Raw genomic sequence first — 21,690 nt, 5'->3', positions numbered from 1 at the left:
TCGGCGAGACAGCCATTGATTCGTCTCCTGAATAGACGGTTAGTGGTCAGGCCTGGCCGGAGGTTGCCGCCTCCGGTCGGGCCGTTGATGGAATCTAGGAATCGCCGACTCGGCGCGCAAGGCTGAAATTTGAGTTTGGACAGAACTCGGTCAGTACTCCATCGTCCGACAGGGAGCTGGGTTAGCGAGGTTGCACAAGAGGTCCGGGGTTTAACAACCGCACTCAATGAGTAACTCCGAATCATATCTTGCGGATACTGAACGGCTTCTAGATCTAAGCTGGCGAGGTGGAGGAATCGGTCACTTGAGTGCTTGGCCTCGGAGGGCAACGTACTTGCGAAGGGTCGGCCGCGTTGGCGTGGAGGTGTCGAGAGCTTCTCGATGCTGTTCTCGGGGGCGTCCTCCTTCTCGATCGGTCGGAAGTTTCGTTGATGAGGGTTGGCTTCCAAATTCTGCATGTGAGCGAATTTGACTCTGAAGGGGTCGTAGAGCGCGAAGAGGGGGTCAGAGCTACCCGAGTAGACTAGAAGTAGCTCTTCGCGATGTGAGGGGCGTTTCCGGGTAAAATAGAGTATGTTGCGAGTTCTAGCTCGGGTTCAGATAGTTTCCAGCTGCTCTCGTGGCGGATCGGGAGGCAAAAACGGGAAAAGTTCAGTCGCCGTAAAAAAATAAAAAACCTTACATAATTAGGATATATATTATTTCTTCTCTGATGTGCGTATCCTATAAAAATATATAGAAAGTAATAAGGTATATCCTGGACTCGTAAGGTTTTTTCTCGTTTAGCAGCGAGCGACTTTTGGCCACCTCAGACGTGCATGGTCCCGAGCAGCTCGAAGCCGGGCGGAAGGGGTATCCCGATGCGGGTATTGATCCCCCTCCGCTTCCAGTTCCACAGGCTTCCACGGTCGACCCGGTAGTCGCGAGCGACCTGCGCGACGGTCATCGATTTCAGGTCCTGAAGCGCCCGCAGCTGGCTGATGATCGGGAGAACGCCTTTATGCGGTCGAAGTTGTGAAAGTTTCACACAATCCTCTCTCGACGCACTTAACCAGTTATCCGCGACCTCATCCTTGTACTTTTTGTACTCACCCAGTTCTACTGGACCCTGATGCGACCGGCTCCGAGGTTCTTCGCGTGCCAGCCGATGGAGATGCCTGGCATGGCAAACCAGATCCCCAGCTCGCGCTCGACTTCGGGCGGAAGGTGCTTCCAGCTGACGCCCCTCACCCACCGCAGCGCGGCGTTTTGGGAGGGGGCGTCGTCCAGCAGACCTAGATGGTATCTCATTCCTCGTGGTACTCCTCGCTCTCGATCAGGTAGTACGTGCACATGCCGCCCATGGGCAGCTCGCCGTCGTCTTCCACGTGCGGCCCGCGGTAGTGCATGTGGATGGCGGTCACACCCGGTCGCAGCGTTGCGTAGCGCGCCGTCTCCGGGTCCGCCCCGGGCAGCTGGTTGCGCGCAAGGCGATCATGGGTGACGCGGGTGGCGACGATCTTGGTGCGAGCTTTGGCATGCTCTCCGACCAAGGTTGAGGAGAAGATGGCTAGGACATAATTAGCCCCATCACAATAAGGGCAGCGTCAGGTTCACCAGCGCCCGCTTAAACTCTGGCAAGCGGCATTCTCTGGTGTTTTTGCTGCGGACGGCTTCGGCGAGACAAAATCAAGATAGCTGCCGTTCACGGCCTCTAGGCTATTGTCAGCCTGCGGTCGCCCACGCGCCTATTCAGGTCGGTCGGGCTCGGGCATCATTCAAAGCCACCCGCGCGCTTGCCGAGGCTCGATGGATTCGATCAGCCGCGCTGATCAGACAAGAGCAATACCGGCTGTTCGGTCTCGCTGCGCGCGACTTCTAACCATTCACGCGGGGAGATACCGCGGCTTTCCAGCAGGTCGAGAGGCGCAGCGCGGGTGGCAACAGCGGCTTCACGCTCGCGCATCTTTTGGACCATGGGGCGAGCCAGTTCGGTAGCGGCAGTGAAAGCGAGGTCCCAGTCCTGAGAACCCGGCTCAACCTGTTCCGGCAGCGACAGTGGGACGAGATCGGCGAGCCCTATGACGCCGGTCAACGATTCCACTTGCCACGACGCTTCATCCGCCACGAGGCGCGCGGATGCGCTTTCGTTGCAGGCCATGAGGGCGGAGACGCGCAAGGAACCCGTCAGTGTCAGCGCATCAATCATGGGATCGGCGAGGGCAATGTCAGGCGGGTATGCAGTGAGCAGTTGGCGGGCGCGATGGAGGAAGCGGTCCTGATATGTGCGCGCTTCCTGGGCTACGCCGTGCCATTGCAGTTCGGCGCGGCCACGGTCGCTGTGGGCCCAAGCTTCCTCGTAGAGCTGGACAAGCGAATGGATCTTGAGAAAGTCCTGATCGATCATGTCCTGCCGGACACGGTCGATTTTGTCGCTGATGGTATCGAGGCGGTCGGCAAAGGCCTGAATGGATGCCTGAACGCGGTTGAGTTTGGCGTTCATGATGCCGAAGCCGACCAGTGAGACGCCCAACCCGGCTGCGCCGAGAGCGAGATTGGCGACACCGAGCTGCTGTAGCGTCTGGACGCCCTTGCCCAAGCCATCGAGCTTGAACTCGACCCGGCCCATGCTCTCTTCGAGCCGGTTCACGCCGGCTTCGACCCGTTTGACGCCACGCCGGATCACTTCGCCTTGGACTGCTTGGGTCGCCTGCAGGAGGAGATCACTGGCGACGGTGACAGCGCCGATCGCCGGATTGCCGGTTGTGGCAGTGGCGGTGCCGCCCTTGCTCAGCGATTTCCCGACCGTCTTGACGGCGCGTTCAAGGGCGCCGGTTTCCTGCATGTAGGCGAAGATCTTGCCCTTGTTGGGTCCGGCGGCCCAGCGAATGACTGCGCCAACCTGTCTCAGGCTGCCATCGTTCAGGCCGGTGATCGCCTTTGTCGGCGCGGTCATCAAAGTCGCGAAATTGGTCACAGCGAGGCACTCCTTGCACCTTGGCCGGTTTCGTCGATCAGAGCGACGAGCTGTGTGACTACCGACCTGCTGTCGGTGCGACCGCCCATCCAAGCGGTTGCGATGCGGTCGATAGCCGTGCGTCGGAGCAGGTCATGCAGGCCGGTGCGGTTCTGGACCGTGCGGCTTGCAGCACTGGCTGCAACCGTAACGACATCGGCAGCCCATCCTCCCCATTCGCGGGCGTTGCGTGTGACGCCCAACTCGGAGATGTAACCCGACATGCGGGTCAACACGCCTGCATTGCCTTGTGCGGCGGGTTCGGAAGGTGCAGCGTCTTTCGCCGGACCTTCGCCTGTCGCCTGCAATTTGATCATAGGCAGGATGACCGCTTCGGCGCTTGATGCTAGTGCGACGGCCAGCGGTTCGTAAGCCGGATCGATCTGCTTCAATTCGTCCGCCGCGGCGGCCAGCAGGCCCTGGATGCCGCCGGTGACCGTTGCTCTCATCGCGGCATCGATCCGGTCGTATGTGAATGAGGGGCGATCCCATATGGAATCGATGAAGCCTGCATCTTCAAGATGCTTCTCGAAGCCTTCCCGGGCGCCCTTCGCCGCGCCATTGACCAGTGCCCATGCCGACAGCACGAAGCGGTCGCGCCACTCTGTCACAGCCTGGCGGCGTTCCAACAATTCCAGATTCATGGATTTCCAGAAAGCCCCCTTGCATCCTGCCTGTATCAATTGACTTCATGCCTAATGCTTAGTCAATACAGATATTGTGTTGGTCTTTGACGCAATACGACCATTTCTGTCGTTGGCCACGACATTCACACAGACTGATCTGAACGGGATTCAAGCATGATCGCGTTGTTGTGGCTCATCGTTTCCTTGTTGGTTCTTGTCGCCGCCTCCGTTTTTGCTCTGGCTATCCTCGGATGGCTTGTCGTGCTGGCGTTGAGAATGGCTGCGGCCATGGCTGCGGCCATGGCTGTCGGTCTGGTGGTCGGGTTCGGTTCGGAATGGCTGTTGAACAGTCATCTGTCGGAAGGGCCGTATGCCAGTGCCATTGGTGTGGGGCTTGGCCTTTTGTCCGGTCTACGGGTCTTTTCCAGGCTCATGGTCGCGGGGGCACCCTCATCCAAGTCAAGGAACACAGTGAGCCTGACACGGCCCGGCGACGATGACAAAGTCATCGAGCCCATGGTGGACAAGCCGGTCGCCGAGGCCTGGCAACTGGCCTTGCGCCTGTCACCAGACGATGAACGCGAGCGCCTTCGCCAGTCGAGGGTCTCCTGTTCGGATTTCCTCCATCTGGTGGAACGCGGTGAACTGACGATGGATCTGGAGGCGATCGAACACGCCGTCCTGATCCGTAAGCAGCTTCCGTCGCTGGTCCTGACCACCGAGCGCGCAGTGAGAGGTGAGGTAGGCGAGAATCACGAAGCAGTACTCCGCAACATGGCGGAACATCTCGTCGGTTTCGGGCGTCTCGCACAGGCAATTCTGGATCGGCATCGACAAGCTTTGGAGGACCAGTTGGTAATCCTCGACGCCCACCTGACGAACAAATTGCGAAATCGCAACGATGGTGAGGGTCTTTAGGCGCCGGCACCTTCGGCGTCGGCATCGCACGGCCAATCTGGGCGCGATCGCGGTAGGTGCCAAATGACGCCGCAATCGCAATGGCCGGGTTCGGCCACGCTTGCGGAGCAAGGAAAGCCAGCGGACCGTCCGGTAGTAGAGATCGGAAATCGACCGCTGAGCGTCGCGGAAGGGGCGGTGGCTGACGTGATGCGAATATCAGATATGCGCAGTCTCTGGTGCGTCCGGGAGGATTGAGTAATTAGTAAAAATGTATTATGCGAAAAATATATCCGCGTAATGTAATGTGAATATACGACTAATATACTTATTTTACATTGGGTCGGTTTTAAAATACATGACCATCCTTTAAAATGTAAATTATAGTGCTCTGCCCGGAGCCGCCGTGACTTCGCCTTGTGAAAGTTTCACAACTCTTGAACCTTGCCCGAAGGGGGGCACATGCACGGCAGGCACACGTCTCCCTCCAACCCGGTCGAGTGCCGGGCGCACAGGTTCGCAAAGCGAAGTCACGACGATGAGAAAGAGCGCACCTGTCCAACCCTCGCGCCTACCGCGCGGGGGGGGGGCGGGCCAACCGCTGGCCCACCCCCTGCATAGCACCCCCATACCTGGGTAATAGGTGCTAAAACATGACATGAACCAGAGGCAGGCCAAGGGCCGCAAACCCGCAAGGGTACTAGGGTTTTGTGCAGATTTTGGCGCTGGTGGGGGTGACCATGGTAGATTTGTCGCGTAGAAAATTTTGATATTTTCAAGTATACTATATGTATTCTGCAATATTTAATTTGATACATTTTCTGTATTTATGATGAACGGAATATTTTCGAGTTAGAATACAAATAATTGGGGTGGTGATACATCGTTTGCCGTGGCCTGTCGCGCGGCGGCTTTACGTGCAAGGTCCGCGCACGCTGCGACAAGCAAGGACTTCCACTCGGTTTCTTCGTGACAGGCTGCGAAGTGTCCGATTGCGGAGGTGTCGATGGCCGACCGAAATGAGCTCTTTCTGCTCGATTTGTTCGAGAGACAGAAGACACAATCGTTATTCTCAGGAAGTCTCGGCCGTTTTAAATGCTTTGCTGCAAGCTAGGTCGCCACGATATGCGGGTCTCTAGCTCAAGCATGTTTCCGCCTTCCCTCGTAAGTAGCAGTTTGATAAGGAATTTTACGTAGTTCACGGCGCGGAGAGCTGTGAATGCGGGGGTTATCTGAATGATCGAGATGCTTGGCCAGAGCTTGATCTGGTTCTTCACTGCCGTTCCCGGCGTCGGCGATGCGATGGCATTCTGGATTGCCGTTGGCCTGATCCTGACGGCATCGCTGATCGCGCTGACCTATCGCGCGCGGTTCTTCAAGCCATTTGAAAGGGCGCTAGCAGAACGCAATGCCCTGATCTCCGATCGGATCGGTGGGGCTCGATCTGCGTCAGATGATGCGCGTAAGGCGTTTTCTGACAGCTACTTCGATATTGATGAAAAGATGATGGAGGCCGACCACGAGGAGGTCTTCGCCTTGCGCCGGGCGTGGGAGGAATATCGCGAGACCATCATCGATCCCAATTCCGAGGTCTTGCGAAATTCTGTTCGTCCAGAGCACTTTTTTCTGGGACTTGGAGAAAGGCACAAGGCTCTCGGCTGGTTCGCGAACATTGCCATCGCAGTCGGACTGCTGTTCACATTTTTGGGTATCATCGCGGCGCTTTCCACGCTTGACCTGAGCGGTGGCTCTGAGGCGATGCAGTCGCAGCTCAATAACCTTATGCATGTTGCCGGGGCTAAATTCTGGGCTTCGGTCGGGGGCATCGTTGCCTCGATTATCCTTCGCGCAGTCGACTATCGCTTCGACAAGCACGTGAATGAGGGGCTCAGTAAGCTGTGCGACCTGATCGAACACGGTATGGCCTATCTTCCGCCACAGCGCCTGGCCTCGGAGCAGCTTGATCAGCTCAAAGAGCAGACTCCGGCTCTCAAGGGATTTTCAGAGCAGCTCGCAGTCGTCCTAGAAGAGGCGCTCGAAAAGCAATTCACGCCGATGGTAACGAGCTTGGGTTCCATTCGAGAGGGCATCGACAAGATTAGCGGCGACGGCGGCGAGGCGGTGAGCAAGGCGATCACACAAGGCGCTGGCGCCGAGATGAGCGGGCTTGCCGATGCGATTGGCGCGATGACGGCTTCGTTGGGTACAATGGCGGACCGGCTCGAAAGGCAGACCAGTTCAGCCGACCAGCAGATCGAGGAGGCGGTCCGCCGTTTCGGGCAGGCCTCCGAAGAGATGCGCGTGGCGTTCGGCGATCTGAACAAGAACTTTGCGGCAGTCGCGGAGCGTATGCGCAGCGATGGTGAAATGGCCAGCGTGGAGTCTCGCAAGCGGATCGACGACATGCACTCGTCCTTTGCCGAACTGGCCGATCGCATGCGCACTGATAATGCAGCGGCAGGTAATATGGCGCGTGAACAGATGGAGAGCCTGATCTCCAACCTTGGTACCAGTCTTGACGACATGCGTACCCGTCTTGCCGAGTCAGGCGATGCGTTCGGCAAACAGACCAGCGATGCGGCAAGGCGGGCGGCGTTGGTCGGGCAGGCAGCACTGGAAGAGGCCTTCGCCGAGTTCTCAGATCGTTTCCGGGCGATAAGCGGCCCGCTCGTCGAGGAAATGCAGAAGGCTTCGACCCACATCGGGGCTACTGCCAGTTCGCTTGATGGAAGCAACCGTGCCCTCGGGGACTACGCGCGTGGGATCGAAAGTGTTGCTGCGAGATCCAGCGACATCGCGACTGCGCTTGGCACGGTTGCCGGTGACGTGCGCGAGGCTGTTGGTCCAATGCGGCAAACGGCGACATCCTTGCAGGGCTCGCTTGATACGCTTTCCAATGCGATCAAGGAAGACGCGCGCAACGCCGATGCCAATCGTCAGGAAATGCGTGAGATGTCCGAACGGACGAGATCGGAACTTCGCGAAGTCTCCGACGCGCTCCAGGCTACGAGCGAAGCCGCTGAAGGCGCATGGTCGGACTACCGTGCTCGGTTCAACGAAGTCGACAAGTCGCTTGGCGAGGCACTCAATCAGCTGACCGAAGCGACAAGCAGCCACGCGCGAAACCTCAATGATCGCGTGGGGCAGGTCGACGGTGAACTGGCCAAGGGCATTACCCAGCTCGCGGCTGCGCTGCGTCCGCTGGAGAGCCTGAGCGATACCGTGGAAGACCTCTCTGCAACGCTGACCGAAAGGCGAACCGAGGCGGCTAGCTGATGGAAGCGCGCGTCAGGCGCAAGGCGCCGGAAGAAAGCGAAAGCTACTTCGTCTCCATGACCGACCTGATGGTCGGCCTGGTCCTGATTTTCATCATCCTGCTCGCCTACTTTGCCCTAAACCTTCAGGCGACCGAGGAGAAGTTGACAGGTGCCGATGCGGCCCGTGCTGACATCCTGCAGGATCTTTCCGAGGCCTTGAAAAAGGAAGGCCTGGCCGTCTCGATCGACATCGAGACCGGCGTGCTGCGTCTGCCAGACGAGCTGCTTTTCAACAGTGGCCAGTATCAGCTCACAGAAAAGGGCCAGCGGGCCGTCGGCACAGTGGCTGACGCGATGTCCGAAATTCTGCCTTGTTACACGATCGGCGCTGAATGTGCTGGTGAACAAAGCCCCTACCGGGTCGATGCCATTTTCGTGGAGGGGCATACCGATCAGGATCCCATGACGGGTGGGCTTGATAACTACGACCTCTCGGTGATGCGTGCTGCTAATACCTTCAGGGCTTTGAAAGCAGCCAACCCGATCGTCGATCAAATGCGCAATCTGCCTAAGAGTGAGCCAGCCTCTGCCAAAATCCTGGGGCTGAGTGGTTACGGACCGGACCGGCTTGTGGACGAAGGGGAGAGCCCGGAAGCCAAATCGCGCAACAGGCGCATCGATCTCCGCTTCTTGATGATGAGCCCCGGCGCATTGGAAGAGGATGCCTTGCTCAAGTGAACATCATTCGAGGCGCAATCGGACGTATGGCGGATCTGGCCAGTCATGGCTTCCCCAATCCACCGACCACCTTGCCGCAATTGCATCATGCTTTTGCGAACCTAGAGACAGGCGTCGAGGAAAGCGAGCCTCGCGAGGAATTGGTCCCGTTCCTGCGCCGCTGCGCGACAGTCGGTATCAGGACCCTGCGCCGTAGCGAGCTCAATCGTCTGCTGCGCGGTGTCTGGTGCGATGCCGAGTTCGAGGGGCTGGGCCTTAACGCCATCGAGTGTGCTCTGCAGGATCGGAAAAACAGCACAACCAAGGCATTGATTGACGGCTACCTGCTCTATTTTCCTATGGGGCGCCCGGCGATGGAGCCGCTTGCCGAAGCCTGTCGGCATCTGGTGGAAGACCAAGGCGGTTATTGGCTCGACAGACATCGCGAGTATCGCCTTTTCGACCCGGCCAATGGGCCCGCCAGCATCGGTCAGCAGCTTGCAGAGAACGAGGAAGGGGCGCCGGCCTCGATGTTCGTGAAGGCAGGGCTGGGCCTCAGCCCATTCGCGACCAGTTTCGGTCATCACGCATTTGCAGATGCCTGCCGGACGGTGGCGGTTATGCGTGGCCAGAGTGCCTATGCTGGTCAGGATCGATTGTTGGACATCCTGGAAGGCGAGGGCCAATTCGATAACACCGCTGCAATCGTGCGAGCTTTGCTGGAGCCGTGGACGGATGCCACACCAGCGGCCGAACATCGCCAGCGTGTCACCGCTTTCCTGCTGGAGCGAATTTCGGATCCGCGCGTCAATCCCGGCAAGCGCAAATGGAACCCGATCCATACGAACCTGAGCGCGGAAGTTGGAGCCGAGCGAGCAGGGGCGATCATTCAGGTGCTGCGTCGGTGGCTGACCGATGTTGCCATGCGGGTGTTCTTTACCGCTATCGCAGAGACCACCGACAGGCCGGATATGTGGGACGAGCGCAAGAAATTCTGGCTAGCCTACCTCGACGCTGGACACATTAGCGACGCATGGCCGGCTCTTGGGGCGAGAGCAAAATTGGAGATTGCGCAGATCGCGCGAAGTCAGGGGGAAAGTCTGGAGCATGGTGAAATTTCCAGCGGTCCTAGCGGCTCCTCGTCCCTGATCATGCAAATAGGTGACCTGCGGATTTCTGAGTGGAGCGACACCGGGCGTTGCAGGTTCTGGGACGCGCAAGATGGCCAAGCACCCAAACTGTACGATCGCAATTATCGGAATGAGGCGCTTCGGACGATGAGCGGCAACAGGGGGTTCGAAAGCCTTCGGCACGATAAAACGGGAGGGTGGCGCTATCGTTTTGCAAATACGATCTACCGCAGAACCGGCATCGAGCATCCCCGATTTGGTAAGGGCCACGCATAGTGAGCGAGCAGATTGCATTTGTTGCTTCCGACCAGCCGGATGGCCGGGAGAAAATTGAACTTCGCCAAACGCGCGCCGGCGGCCTGTTCCGAAGGGCCAGCACCACAACCGTGCCGATGAGCGAATGGGTCCGGACTGCACCTCGGGGCGGCATGGCTGCCTTGTCACGACTTCGAGCCATGAACGGTGGCGCTGACGTGGTCGAATCCAGCGATGCTGTCATCATCTCAGCAGCTGCCAGTGCGGCCCTGAGTGAAGTCGAGGCGCTGGCTCTTGGGTTGCCTCCAGCTACGGACCTCACCTTGCAACTGCGCTCTACAGGATCGTTGCATGAAGGTACGATCGCAGTCGAGCATAGGTGGGTTCGGCGTGGCGGCGTCTCGGTCCGTGCCCGAGAACAGGGCGCGAGAGTACGTGAAACCGGGAAGGTTGCTCGACTTCCTGAGCCCATGTACTCGACGCTGGCCAATCTCCACGAGCTCAGGGATGCAGAGCCTGGCGATGCACGGCAGGCTGCTTTTGCGCGTTTGCGTGAGCAACTGGGGGATCTCGGAGAGGAGAAGATCGAGGCGGATGGGACGATCGAACGACTGCGTATCGCCTATGCGTCCAACTTCTCGCTGGACTTGCGTACGCAAGGCGGTTTGTTCGATTTCGATCCCGTACTTTTTTCGCGCAGGGTCGTGGAAAACGAAGATGGCGATCTGCTCGATGCCGAAGACAAGGCTCTTCTCACCGACTACGAACACCAACGCTTCCGGCAGCGCTTTCGCACTCAGAAGGGCGGTCGGCGCAGTTACCTCCTGCCGGATGGAACGCTTCTCTATCTCGACTCCAACCTCGGCAAGGCGCTCGACGTCGTGCGCGAGAAGCAGGCGGCACCGGCTGAGGAGAGGCGCATTTTCGCACGCGCACCGCAGCGCTACATTCGCGAAGAGCTGGCGCTGGATGAAACCGGAGACGACGACGCTGCCGATCACCTCTTCCTGGAGACCCAGCAATACTCAGAGAGGGTCGCGGGGATCGAGGAATGGCAGCCGCCTGTGCTGCCCTGGATCAAGCCCACTCCCAATAGCTGGTTGCCGGAGAGCTTCGGTCTGACGATCGGGGAACCGCCCAATCAGCAACATGTGCCATTTGAGGCAGGTGATGCGGAAAAACTCGAGACGTCCATCGGGACAGCGCTCGACAAGGGCGATGCGTCGGTTCCTTTTGGCGACTTTGAAATACCTGCCAACACAAACACTCTGAATGCGGTTCGGGAAATTGCTGAGCTCGAAAACCAGTTTGCACATGCAGACCAGGCAGGCAGTGAAGATGCCGAGCCACCAGTCGTAATTCCGACCTACTTTCTGAAGGTCGGGGAAAATTTTGAGGAACTCTACTATTCCCGTCAGGCAGCAAGAGAGGTGGCGGCACGGCCATTCAATGCGCCAGACATGCCAACGGTGCTGCGATCCTCGCCCAAGCCGCATCAGAAGGAGGGCTTCGCATGGCTGACCGAAGCCTTCACGCGCAAGGTACCTGGCATTGTCCTGGCCGACGATATGGGGCTCGGCAAGACTTTCCAAGCGCTTGCTTTCCTGGCCTGGCTACGGAATGTGGCCGCGCCCGACAGGCCGGTGCTGATCGTTGCTCCCACGGGCCTGTTGCGAAACTGGCTTAACGAGATTGAACTTCACCTAGAGCGCGATGCTCTGGGCAAGGTGATCGAGGCTTTCGGCACTGGTCTCAAGCAATGGCGCGATGGCACGGGCAACGACATCCGTGGCGGCACTTCAAAGCTTGACGTATCGCAATGGCGGCATGCCGGCGTCGTGCTGACGACCTTTGAGACAATGCGTGACTATCACATGAGTTTGGCTCGCGTGCCGTTTTCGGCGATCGTTTACGACGAAATCCAGAAGCTGAAAAATCCGGCGAGCCAGATGACTCGTGCAGCCAAGGCGCTCAACGCGCATATTCAGATTGGCATGACAGGCACACCGGTTGAGAACAGGCTGCAGGATCTCTGGTCTATTGCAGATGTTGTCTATCCCGGGTTTCTGGGAACTAGTCGCGAGTTCGAGGAAGTCTACCCCCCCCATAGCTCGGAAGCCCTCCACGCTCTGCAGGACCGCATCATCGAACGTGATGGGGTCTTGCCGCCCTTTATGCTTCGCAGAATGAAGGAAGGCTTGCTTTCCGGGCTCCCGACCAAGACGATCGTTCCTTACGAAGTCCCGATGCCGCCCCCACAGGAGGCCGCTTACAACAGGATCCTGGCTCGAGCCCGCGCCATGCGTGAGAGCGGCGACAGAGGGGCAATGCTGAAAATTCTTCACATGCTTCGGGGGACGTCCCTGCATCCTGAAGAGCCTGTGGGCCTCGGAGATTTCGAAAGCTACATCAGGGCATCCGCTCGACTTTCCAAGACATTCGAGCTACTGAGCCAGATCGAGGCGAAAAGAGAGAAGGCGCTGATCTTCTGTGAAGACCTCGATATGCAAGCCTTTCTGTCATCGGCCATCGAGGAGCAGTTCAATCTGGAGCGCTCGGTGCCCGTTATCAACGGATCAGTCGCCGGAGCCCAGCGACAGACAATCGTTGCTGACTTCCAGTCGCGTGCTGCTGGTTTCGATGTCATGATCCTTTCGCCGAAGGCTGGTGGCGTGGGCTTGACGATCACCAAGGCAAATCATGTCATTCACTTGTCGCGCTGGTGGAACCCAGCCGTCGAGGATCAGGCTACCGACCGCGTTTATCGTATCGGGCAAGATAAGCCGGTAACGGTCCACATCCCGATGGCTGTCCATCCTGATGAGACGATTGGTCCAAGTAGTTTCGACGTTCGCCTCAATAGCTTGATGCAGAGCAAGCGTGAACTGAGCCGTGGCCTGCTCGTGCCACCAGAGGCGGATAACGATCTCGACACAATGCTGTCAGGTGTCCTCGATGGCGACCGTGAAACGTCGCCGCAATCCAACGAAACGGCTTCTCCGCCCTCGAAGCAGACCATCGAGACCGGCGACGCGCCTTCTGGATCTGCAAGCGATACAGCATCTTCAGCTGAACAGGGGGACGATGCTGAAGGCAGGCGGGGTAAGCCGGTCGAAGAGCCTCGAAGGCCCATCCTGTCGGTCCGCCCAACGCCAGTCGACATTGCTCAGACCCGCACTCCTGACATTGGGCGTGTTGAGTTCGAAGTGGGAGGACTCAGGGATTGGACAATCTTCACTCAGCACATTGAAGACATGGCCATACAGGTCCTGCAGATCATCGATCCCTATTGTTGTGCTCAGGAAGATGCTCGCCGCAGGCTGGCAGATTTCATCGCGCGCTTTGACACAGCTGCGGCCTCGATTGGGAAAGTGCATGTCGTCAGTTTCGATGCTGATTCCTTGCGTGACAGCTATGAAAGCAATGAGGAGCAGTGTGGCGACATCGTGAGGAAAGTGGCTTCCAAACTGCCGAACATCAACTTCCATCACGCCCCTAGATCTCGCAGAGCGACTGGCGATCTGCACGATCGCAGAGTCACCGCCACGTTTGCCGATGGAAGCCGGGTGATCTGGGATTTGGGGCGCGGCATCGATGGTATCATGTCGCCGCGCTTCGGATGTGTTGTTAACGCTACGGTTGAACAGTCGTAGCGCTAGTCTTGGCGTCTTGATCTTGCATCCCAAGCCTATGCGGCCCGTCGCCGGGGTGACTTAGTGATCGAGAGGAAGAGGTTAGCCGGGTTGGCAATATCCGGTATCTCCGCTCTCCGCCCGTGAGCCGCTACAAATCGCTCGTCTTCAGGCTTTTTGCAGAGCCAGAAACACCTCACCACATCTGGTCAAAGAGTGTTGAAACTAAGCGTCTGGCCTCTCACAATAAAATGCCGTCTCGGTTGACCTTGTTCGGCGCTTGCCCAATAGGTTGAGCGTGTGATCGCGGTCATGGTTTCAAGGCTAATGTGGCCATATTGTCAGTCGCGATCTCAAGCCGGGGGCACGTTTATCGATGACCGAGACTTTCTTCCAATCGCCGATCCTAAACTCGCCATATGAGGAGCCGGACCGGCATTGGGATCTCGATGAGAACGGCCAGCCGACCAGCGAAATCATACATTACCGACGGAAAAGCGCTCTTGTTTCGCCGATCCCTAAGGCGAAGAAAGTCCGCGGCAAGACCGTGCAGCAGGGGGAGTTGCTGGCTGACGACCAAGGGCAGGAGTATAACCCTACCGAAGTCATCAACGGTATCCGTTCAGCGGTAGAAAGCTGGCGGCGTTTACCTGAAAGCCAGTGGCAGGTCACGCCGTCCACTGCGCGGCTGCTTCGTCATTGGCGTACCCATAAATTCGCGAACCAAAGGCCATTCTTCTGTCAAGTCGAGGCGGTAGAGACCGTAATCTGGCTGACCGAAGTTGCTCCGAAGTCCTCGCAGCAAGGGCGTCGCTTCTGGACTCACCTTGAAGCTGCGAATACTGCTTCCAACCCCGATCTGATGCGCCTCGCGCTCAAACTGGCAACTGGTGCCGGCAAGACGACAGTCATGGCGATGCTGATTGCTTGGCACACAGTGAACGCTGTGCGTCATCCCAACGCAAAGCGATTTACGCGCGGCTTCCTGGTGGTTGCGCCCGGCATCACGATCAAGGATCGCTTGCGTGTTCTGCAGCCCAACGATCCCGAGAGTTACTATAAGAGCCGAGAGATCGTGCCCGAGGACATGCTGCCTGACCTCGGCAAGGCCAAGATTGTCATCACCAACTACCATGCTTTCAAGAAGAAGGATGAGGTATCGCTCAACAAGGTGCAGCGTTCCGCGCTTCGCACCGAGCCGAAGCAGGAGAGCGATGGCGCAATGATCCGCCGGGTGGCTGGCGAACTGATGGGTATGAAGAACATCGTTGTCCTGAACGATGAAGCCCACCACTGCTATCGCGAGCGGCCCCTGACGCCTGAAGAGGAAAAGGCTCTAAAGGGCGAAGATCGGGCCGAGGCGAACGAGAACAATGAGGCTGCGCGTCTCTGGATTTCGGGCCTTGAGGCAATGAAACGGGAGTTGGGCCTCAACATGGTCTATGACCTCTCGGCAACGCCGTTCTTCCTGAAGGGGTCGGGCTATCGCGAAGGATCGCTGTTCGGCTGGGTCATGAGTGACTTCTCGCTGATGGATGCGATTGAATGCGGCATCGTCAAACTTCCGCGCGTTCCCATCATGGACAACGTGCCGGGGGGCGAAACGCCGATGTTCCGCAACCTGTGGGAACATATCGGCAAGAAACTGCCCAAGAAGGGACGCGGCAAGTCCGGCTTCGATGATCCGCAGAAGCTGCCCAATGAACTGCTGACGGCCATCGACGCGCTCTATGGCCACTATGAAAAGACGCATACCGCTTGGCGCGAGGCAGGCATCGGCGTCGACCCCGTCTTCATTGTGGTTTGTAACAACACCGCAACGTCAAAGCTCGTTCACGATTATATCAGTGGCTATGAACTAGAGGACGAAAACGGCGCCAAAACGCTAATGGCAGGCAAGTGCAAGCTTTTCCGTAACTTTGATCCCGATGGTGTTGCCCTCCCACGTATGCGGACCTTGCTGATCGACTCAATGCAGTTGGAGTCCGGCGATGCGATCTCGTCGGATTTCCGAGCTGCCGCAGCAGGCGAGATTGACCGCTTCAAGCAGGAACTGATCCAGCGTACGGGAGATCGCGTTGCTGCGGAGAAGATCGACGACAGCACCATTCTGCGCGAAGTGCTCAATACCGTGGGGCGGAAGGGGCAGTTGGGCGAGGGCATCCGCTGCGTCGTTTCCGTCTCGATGCTGACCGAGGGCTGGGACGCAAACACCGTGACCCATGTTCTTGGCGTGCGCGCCTTCGGGACACAGCTTCTGTGCGAGCAGGTCATGGGCCGTGCCCTGCGCAGGCAGTCCTATCAGCTGCAAGAGGATGGTCGCTTCGGTGTCGAATACGCCGATGTCCTTGGCATCCCCTTCGACTTTACGGCCCAGCCGGTTGTTGCGCCGATCCGCACCCCGCCTGACATGGAGCGGGTCCATGCGCTAACCCCGGACCGTGATTCCTCGGAGATCCGGTTCCCACGCGTCGATGGCTACCGCACGGAAATGCCGCAGGATGTCATTCGTGCCGAGTTCACGCCGGATTCACTACTGGAGCTTACGCCTGAACTCGTCGGTGCGACCGAAACTGTGAACTCGGGCATCGTGGGGGAGCAATCGGAGCTTACGCTCGATCACCTAGGCGAGATCCGCCAATCCTCGATCGTCTTCCGGATGGCGGAGATGATCGTGAAGCGCCGGCTGACCGAGGCAATGCAGCCGATCAACGCAGGCCTGGTCATGCAGATGCGCACTATCGTGCGCAGGTGGATGAACGAGTATCTGGTCTGCAAGGGCAGCACCCGGCCAGCCCAGATCCTGTATTATGCCATTGCCGATCGCGTGGCGGATCGTATCATGAACGCAATCACGCGCGGCGCCGAAGGCGGAGGGCGTGTGCTGGCGATCCTCGATCCGTACAACCGTGAAGGCTCCACCCGCAGCGTCAGCTTCATGACCAGTCAGGATCGCTACGAGACGGGCGAGCGTTGCCACGTCAACTACGCGGTGATCGATAGCGATTGGGAAGCCGAGTTCTGCCGGGTCGCTGATCAACACCCGCGCGTTCTGGCCTGGGTAAAGAACCACAACCTCGGCTTCGAGGTGCCCTACACCGCTGGCGGCGAAGCGCGTCGATACCGTCCGGACTTCATCCTGCAACTGAACGATGGGCAGGGTGAGGACGCTCCCTTGAACCTCGTTGTCGAGATCAAGGGCGAGCGTGACGAGGATGACAAGGACAAGGCCGAGACCATGCGCACGCTCTGGATCCCGGGCGTGAACAACCTGGGCACGCAGGGACGCTGGGCCTTTGCTGAGTTCACCGATGTCTGGACCATCAAGACCGAATTTGCTGCCAAGGTCGAAGCCTGGCTGGATGACATCACGAAAGCGGGGGCGCTGGCGCAATGAGCTTCGACACTACAAAGACCGGACTCAAGAACCTCCTGGAAGACGTTCATACGGGCAAGTTGCAACTTCCCGATTTCCAGCGCGACTATGTCTGGGACGAAGATGGGGTCCGCAGTCTCCTCGCCAGTATCGCCAAGGGGTTTCCGGTCGGCGCATTGCTGACCCTGGAGCGAGGCGGTTCGGTCGAGTTCAAGCCGCGTGGCCTGCGCACGACGCCTTTTGAAGCGAAGCCAGAGGAAGATCAGCCTGTACCCGAGGCTCTCTTGCTCGATGGCCAGCAGCGCATGACGTCACTTTACCAGGCGATCTACGCGCAGAAGCCCGCTGAGGTGCGCACAGCCAAGGGCAAAAAGGTGCAGCGCTTCTTCTACCTTGATGTCGAAGCCGCGCTCGCAGCAGCGGTCGACTTCGAGGAGGCGATTGTTGCCGTGCCCGCAGACAGGGTCGAGAAGGGCGCATTCGGGCATGCCGAAGGGCGCGACCTGTCCAGTGCGGAACGCGAATATGAAGCGCTGATGTTCCCGCTCAATCAGACACTCGATCCGATAAACTGGATCTTCGGATGCCGCGATTTCTGGCATGGCAAGCCGAACGACCACCGGCAATTGCTGGACACCTTGCGGCTGGAAGTGCTTGAACGGATCAGCGGCTACCAGATGCCAGTCATTCGGCTGAGCAAGGACAACAGCCGTGAAGCCGTGTGCACCGTATTCGAAAAGGTGAACGTGGGCGGCAAGAAGCTGGACGCCTTCGAACTCGTGACCGCCATCTTCGCTGCCGACAACTTTAACTTGCGCGATGATTGGTATGGCAATGCCTACCAGCCCGGACGTCTGGCCGAAATGCGTGCGAAGATGCCGAAGAAGGGCCTGTTCGAGGACCTCGCCACAACCGATTTCCTTCAGGCCTGCACTGTCCTTCATACCATGGATGAGCAGGAAGCTGCCATTGCCGCAGGCAAGACCGGAAAGGCCGTGCCCGCCATTTCGTGTCGGCGTGAGGTCATGCTGGGGCTCCCGCTCACTGCCTATAAGGCGCACGCCGATGGTGTGCAGGATGGCTTCATGGAAGCGGCCAAGTTCCTCAACAGCGAGAAGATCCTCTGGGCGCGCGATGTACCCTATCCGCCGCAGATGGTGGCGCTGGCAGCCTTCTTTGCGCGCTTCGGACACAAGCTGTCCGGTCCGCAGTTCGACAAGCTGCGCCACTGGTTCTGGTCGGGCGTGCTGGGTGAGTACTACGGTAGTGCCACCGAGACCAAGATCGCACGCGATGTCGTGCAGTTGATTGAGTGGATGGGCTCGGAAACACAGCCGCGAACGGTGTGGGACACCTATTTCCAGATCGACCGGCTCGACAGCCTGCGCATGCGTCTGTCTGCCGCCTACAAGGGGCTGCACGCGCTGCTGATGCGCGAAGGCTGTCGCGATTTCATCAGTGGCCAGCCCGTTGAAGTGATGGACGTCTGGTCCGATCCCATGGACATCCACCATATCTTTCCGCGCAAGTGGTGCGAGGAACGCGGGATCGATCCCGGCGTCTACAACAGCATCGTCAACAAGACGGCATTGTCTGCGGCAAGCAACCGCGAAATCGGCGGGCACGCCCCGTCCGTCTATCTGGCGAGGATCGAGCAGCGCCACAGCCTGTCATCCGATCAGCTTGACACCATCCTGCGATCTCACCTGATCGAACCTGAATTGCTCCGCAGCGATGATTTCGAAGGCTTCTACGCCGCGCGTAAGAAGGCGCTTGCGGAACTGGCTGGCCGTGCGCAGGGCAAGACCGTGGTTCAGGATGCCGATACCGAAACGGGCCTGCCCGATCCTGACCTTCGCGCTGCCGAAGGTGCTGAAAACCTTCTGGAAGAGAACGCCTGATGGCCCGTGCCCCCAAGAAACCACTCACCGTCGAAACGCTCACGCATGATGAGGCGAGCCGGAAGAATGCGCCCACGGCGGAGCTGGAGGCGTTTGTGCCGACTGATGTGAAGACGCCGATCCAGGCGGCTTACGAGCGGCGCAATCCCGATCTCGATCCGCAGCTGGTGTGGCGGGGCAAGGACATGGCGGACTGGTCGGCCCTCGTGGTCGAGGCGCCTCCGCTCTACATCCAGGAGAAGATCCACCCCAAGGCGCTGGTCGAGGATCTGAAGCGCGCGGCGAAGCGGCGGGCTGAGCCAGAGCCGATGGCGGACCTGTTCTCCGATTTCAACGGCGTGGCGCCCGAGGCGAAGACCGAGTTCTATGCGCATGACCAGCACTGGTCGAACCGCATGATCCTGGGCGATGGCCTGAAGGTGATGGCGAGCCTGGCCGAGCGCGAGGGGCTGAAGGGGCAGGTGCAGTGCATCTACATCGACCCACCCTATGGCATCAAGTTCAACTCCAACTTCCAATGGTCCACCACGAGCCGCGACGTGAAGGACGGCAAGGCTGACCACTTTAGCCGCGAGCCGGAGCAGGTGAAGGCCTTTCGCGACACCTGGCGCGACGGCATCCATTCTTACCTCACCTATCTGCGAGATCGCCTGACTGTTGCACGCGATCTGCTGACGGAGAGCGGCTCGATCTTTGTGCAGATCGGCGACGAAAACGTTCATCGTGTGCGTGCATTAATGGATGAAGTTTTTGGCGATGAAAATTGCATTGCTGAAATTGTAAACTCGACGACAACTAGCTCGTCATCGCAATTTATAGACGCGACTGCTGATTACATTTTATGGTATGGAAAGAGTCGAGACAAAACAAAATATAGAGGGCTGTTGTTGGATAAGGCGGGTGGATCATCGACTGACGCGCTCTATCGCCACGTTCGTACTGACGATGGAGAATATCATCGAAATGCAGTAGGCGAAAATTACGATGAGGGGCGAGTTTTTCGAATTGATCAGCTAACCTCCCAAACCCAAGCTGCTACTACAAATTACACAGCCTGTTACGAAGGCCGGAATTTTCCAGTTGGGAAAAGGCAGTGGGCAACTCCTCAGCGTGGGATGGCTCGCTTAACAAAAGCTGGACGTGTTATTGTATCCGGATCGTCTCTAGCGTACGTCAGATTTCTTGATGATTATGCCGCGATACCAGTTAGAAATATTTGGATGGATACCGGAACTGGGAGCTTCACAGATCCCAAAATTTACGTTGTCCAGAGCGGCACTAAAGCGATCCAGCGCTGTATCCTGATGGCCACCGACCCCGGGGATCTGGTGCTCGATCCTACCTGCGGGTCGGGCACGACGGCATATGTCGCCGAGCAGTGGGGGCGGCGGTGGATAACCATGGATACCTCGCGGGTCGCATTGGCGCTCGCACGGGCGCGGCTGATGGGCGCGCGCTACCCGTGGTATCTGCTGGCGGACAGTAAGGACGGGCAACTCAAGGAAGCCGAAGTCACCCGCACGCCGCCTTCCATGGCGGCAACGCACGGCCGCATCCGACAGGGCTTCGTCTACAAGCGCGTGCCGCACATCACCTTGAAGTCTATCGCCAACAACGCCGAGATCGACACGATCTGGGAAGAGTTCCAGCCCGCGATCAATCAGGCTCTACGAAATCTGAACTCCGAACTTATCGGAACCACGATTTCCTACGATGTCTCGACTGGTGCGAGAGCGGGTCAGACCATTCACTTCGATGCCGACCTCGATGATGAAGGTAAATCGGAATACGGGGATGAACACCCCAATCCGGCACTTGAGGAATGGGAGGTTCCCCGTGACTGGCCCGTTGATTGGCCTGAGGGAGCACGCGAATGGCACCTTCAGTTCTGGGAACAGCGCATTGCCCGCCAAAAGGAAATCGACGCCTCGATCGCGGCCAAGGCTGATACCGATACCTCTACGACCAGCCCTATGAGGACAAGGGCCGGGTGCGCGTGGCCGGTCCCTTCACGGTCGAGAGCCTGTCGCCCCACCGCGTCCCTGCCGTCGATGTGGACGATAGCCTGTTCGATGAACTGGAGGCTGCCGAAGGGCGCCGTCAGACCGGCGAAGTGGGCGGGGGCGAGGCAGCGGACTTCGTTGCCATGGTGCTCGACAACCTGAAGAAGTCTGGTGTGCAGCAGGCGCACAAGGCGGATCGCCTCGTCTTCACCGCCACCAAGGGCTGGCCGGGCCGCTACATCAGCGCGGAAGGCCGGGTGCGCCAGTCCTCCGATGCCGAGGATACCCCCGAACGCCGCGCCGCGATCCTCGTCGGCCCGGAATACGGCACCGTTTCTCGCGCCGATCTCACCGCTGCTGCCCGCGAGGCGATGGAGGCGGGCTTCGACCTGCTGGTGGCTGCCGCCTTCAACTTCGATGCCCACGCCAGCGAGTTCGACCGCATGGGCGCGCTCACCGTGCTGCAGGCCCGCATAAATCCCGACCTGCACATGCCCGATCTTGCCAACACCGGCGCGGGCAACCTCTTTACCGTCTTCGGCGAACCCGACATCCAGGTGCATGACGAGGCCGATGGCATGGTCTCCATCGAGGTGGCCGGCATCGACATGTACAAGGGCGGCCAGATCGAAAGCGGCGACGCCGACGACATCGCCGTTTGGTTCATCGACACCGACTACAACTACGAAAGCTTCTTCGTGCGCCACGCCTACTTCCCCGGCGCCAGCGATCCCTACAAGGCCCTGAAAACCACCCTCAAGGCCGAGATCGACGCCGAAGCCTGGGAAAGCCTCAAGCGCACCCGCTCCCGCCCGTTCCCGAGGCCGATCAGCGGGCGCGTGGCGGTCAAGGTTGTTAATCACCTTGGCGATGAGGTGATGAAGGTTGTGGAGGTTTAAGT

13 protein-coding genes are annotated in these 21,690 nt (G+C 58.7%); 9 read left to right on the top strand and 4 right to left on the bottom strand.

Annotated elements, in window-relative coordinates; genetic code table 11:
• Positions 1-808: 808 nt before the first annotated feature.
• The 4 genes from I5E68_RS15615 to I5E68_RS15600 form a co-directional block, all read right to left on the bottom strand.
• Complete coding sequence (locus I5E68_RS15615; protein ID WP_197165626.1) at positions 809-946, bottom strand: hypothetical protein; 138 nt, start codon at positions 944-946, stop codon at positions 809-811.
• 340 nt (positions 947-1,286) lie between these two features.
• Complete coding sequence (locus I5E68_RS15610; RefSeq protein ID WP_197165624.1) at positions 1,287-1,532, bottom strand: hypothetical protein; 246 nt, start codon at positions 1,530-1,532, stop codon at positions 1,287-1,289.
• A gap of 266 nt (positions 1,533-1,798) precedes the next feature.
• Complete coding sequence (locus I5E68_RS15605) at positions 1,799-2,956, bottom strand: hypothetical protein (protein ID WP_197165622.1); 1,158 nt, start codon at positions 2,954-2,956, stop codon at positions 1,799-1,801.
• Positions 2,953-3,639, bottom strand: coding sequence for a hypothetical protein (locus I5E68_RS15600; protein ID WP_197165620.1), 687 nt, complete (start codon positions 3,637-3,639; stop codon positions 2,953-2,955). The genes I5E68_RS15605 and I5E68_RS15600 overlap by 4 nt, the downstream gene beginning before the upstream one ends.
• A gap of 156 nt (positions 3,640-3,795) precedes the next feature.
• Here I5E68_RS15600 and I5E68_RS15595 point away from each other — a divergent pair, with 156 nt between their 5' ends.
• The 9 genes from I5E68_RS15595 to I5E68_RS15555 all read left to right on the top strand — a co-directional run bounded on the left by I5E68_RS15595 (position 3,796) and on the right by I5E68_RS15555 (position 21,688).
• The gene (locus tag I5E68_RS15595) at positions 3,796-4,539 is read left to right on the top strand and encodes a hypothetical protein (RefSeq protein WP_197165618.1); all 744 of its coding nucleotides are present in this window, start codon (positions 3,796-3,798) and stop codon (positions 4,537-4,539) included.
• Positions 4,540-5,754: 1,215 nt separating this feature from the next.
• Positions 5,755-7,794 carry an anti-phage ZorAB system protein ZorA gene (gene zorA / locus I5E68_RS15590; RefSeq protein ID WP_228727226.1) on the top strand — a complete coding sequence of 680 codons (2,040 nt, stop codon included), beginning with the start codon at positions 5,755-5,757 and terminating at the stop codon, positions 7,792-7,794.
• Positions 7,794-8,513, top strand: a complete 720-nt coding sequence (locus I5E68_RS15585; protein WP_197165616.1) for an OmpA/MotB family protein — start codon at positions 7,794-7,796, stop codon at positions 8,511-8,513. The genes zorA and I5E68_RS15585 overlap by 1 nt, the downstream gene beginning before the upstream one ends.
• On the top strand, positions 8,510-9,898 hold the full coding sequence (locus I5E68_RS15580; RefSeq protein WP_197165614.1) for an EH signature domain-containing protein: 1,389 nt from the start codon (positions 8,510-8,512) through the stop codon (positions 9,896-9,898). Before I5E68_RS15585 ends, I5E68_RS15580 begins: the two co-directional genes overlap by 4 nt.
• Positions 9,898-13,530, top strand: coding sequence for a DEAD/DEAH box helicase (locus I5E68_RS20400; protein ID WP_323982190.1), 3,633 nt, complete (start codon positions 9,898-9,900; stop codon positions 13,528-13,530). Before I5E68_RS15580 ends, I5E68_RS20400 begins: the two co-directional genes overlap by 1 nt.
• Before the next feature lie 355 nt (positions 13,531-13,885).
• Complete coding sequence (locus I5E68_RS15570; RefSeq protein ID WP_197165611.1) at positions 13,886-16,906, top strand: BPTD_3080 family restriction endonuclease; 3,021 nt, start codon at positions 13,886-13,888, stop codon at positions 16,904-16,906.
• Positions 16,903-18,786, top strand: a complete 1,884-nt coding sequence (locus I5E68_RS15565) for a GmrSD restriction endonuclease domain-containing protein (protein WP_197165610.1) — start codon at positions 16,903-16,905, stop codon at positions 18,784-18,786. The genes I5E68_RS15570 and I5E68_RS15565 overlap by 4 nt, the downstream gene beginning before the upstream one ends.
• Entirely contained in the window at positions 18,786-20,951 is a 2,166-nt protein-coding gene (locus I5E68_RS15560) for a site-specific DNA-methyltransferase (RefSeq protein ID WP_197165609.1), read from the top strand. Before I5E68_RS15565 ends, I5E68_RS15560 begins: the two co-directional genes overlap by 1 nt.
• Positions 20,840-21,688, top strand: coding sequence for a hypothetical protein (locus I5E68_RS15555; protein WP_197165608.1), 849 nt, complete (start codon positions 20,840-20,842; stop codon positions 21,686-21,688). The genes I5E68_RS15560 and I5E68_RS15555 overlap by 112 nt, the downstream gene beginning before the upstream one ends.
• Positions 21,689-21,690 lie beyond the last annotated feature (2 nt).

It is taken from the genome of Novosphingobium aureum, assembly GCF_015865035.1.
GTDB lineage: Bacteria > Pseudomonadota > Alphaproteobacteria > Sphingomonadales > Sphingomonadaceae > Novosphingobium > Novosphingobium aureum.
The sequence above is the reverse complement of the archived record's forward strand: the minus strand, read 5'-3'. Positions and strand labels throughout refer to the sequence as shown.

Excerpts from the sequence above, each read along its gene's own strand:
- I5E68_RS15615 (WP_197165626.1), bottom strand. The coding sequence starts at position 946 with ATGACCGTCGCGCAGGTCGCTCGCGACTACCGGGTCGACCGTGGAAGC.
- I5E68_RS15600 (WP_197165620.1), bottom strand. The coding sequence starts at position 3,639 with ATGAATCTGGAATTGTTGGAACGCCGCCAGGCTGTGACAGAGTGGCGC.
- I5E68_RS15595 (WP_197165618.1), top strand. The coding sequence starts at position 3,796 with ATGATCGCGTTGTTGTGGCTCATCGTTTCCTTGTTGGTTCTTGTCGCC.
- zorA (WP_228727226.1), top strand. The coding sequence starts at position 5,755 with ATGATCGAGATGCTTGGCCAGAGCTTGATCTGGTTCTTCACTGCCGTT.
- I5E68_RS15585 (WP_197165616.1), top strand. The coding sequence starts at position 7,794 with ATGGAAGCGCGCGTCAGGCGCAAGGCGCCGGAAGAAAGCGAAAGCTAC.
- I5E68_RS15570 (WP_197165611.1), top strand. The coding sequence starts at position 13,886 with ATGACCGAGACTTTCTTCCAATCGCCGATCCTAAACTCGCCATATGAG.
- I5E68_RS15565 (WP_197165610.1), top strand. The coding sequence starts at position 16,903 with ATGAGCTTCGACACTACAAAGACCGGACTCAAGAACCTCCTGGAAGAC.
- I5E68_RS15560 (WP_197165609.1), top strand. The coding sequence starts at position 18,786 with ATGGCCCGTGCCCCCAAGAAACCACTCACCGTCGAAACGCTCACGCAT.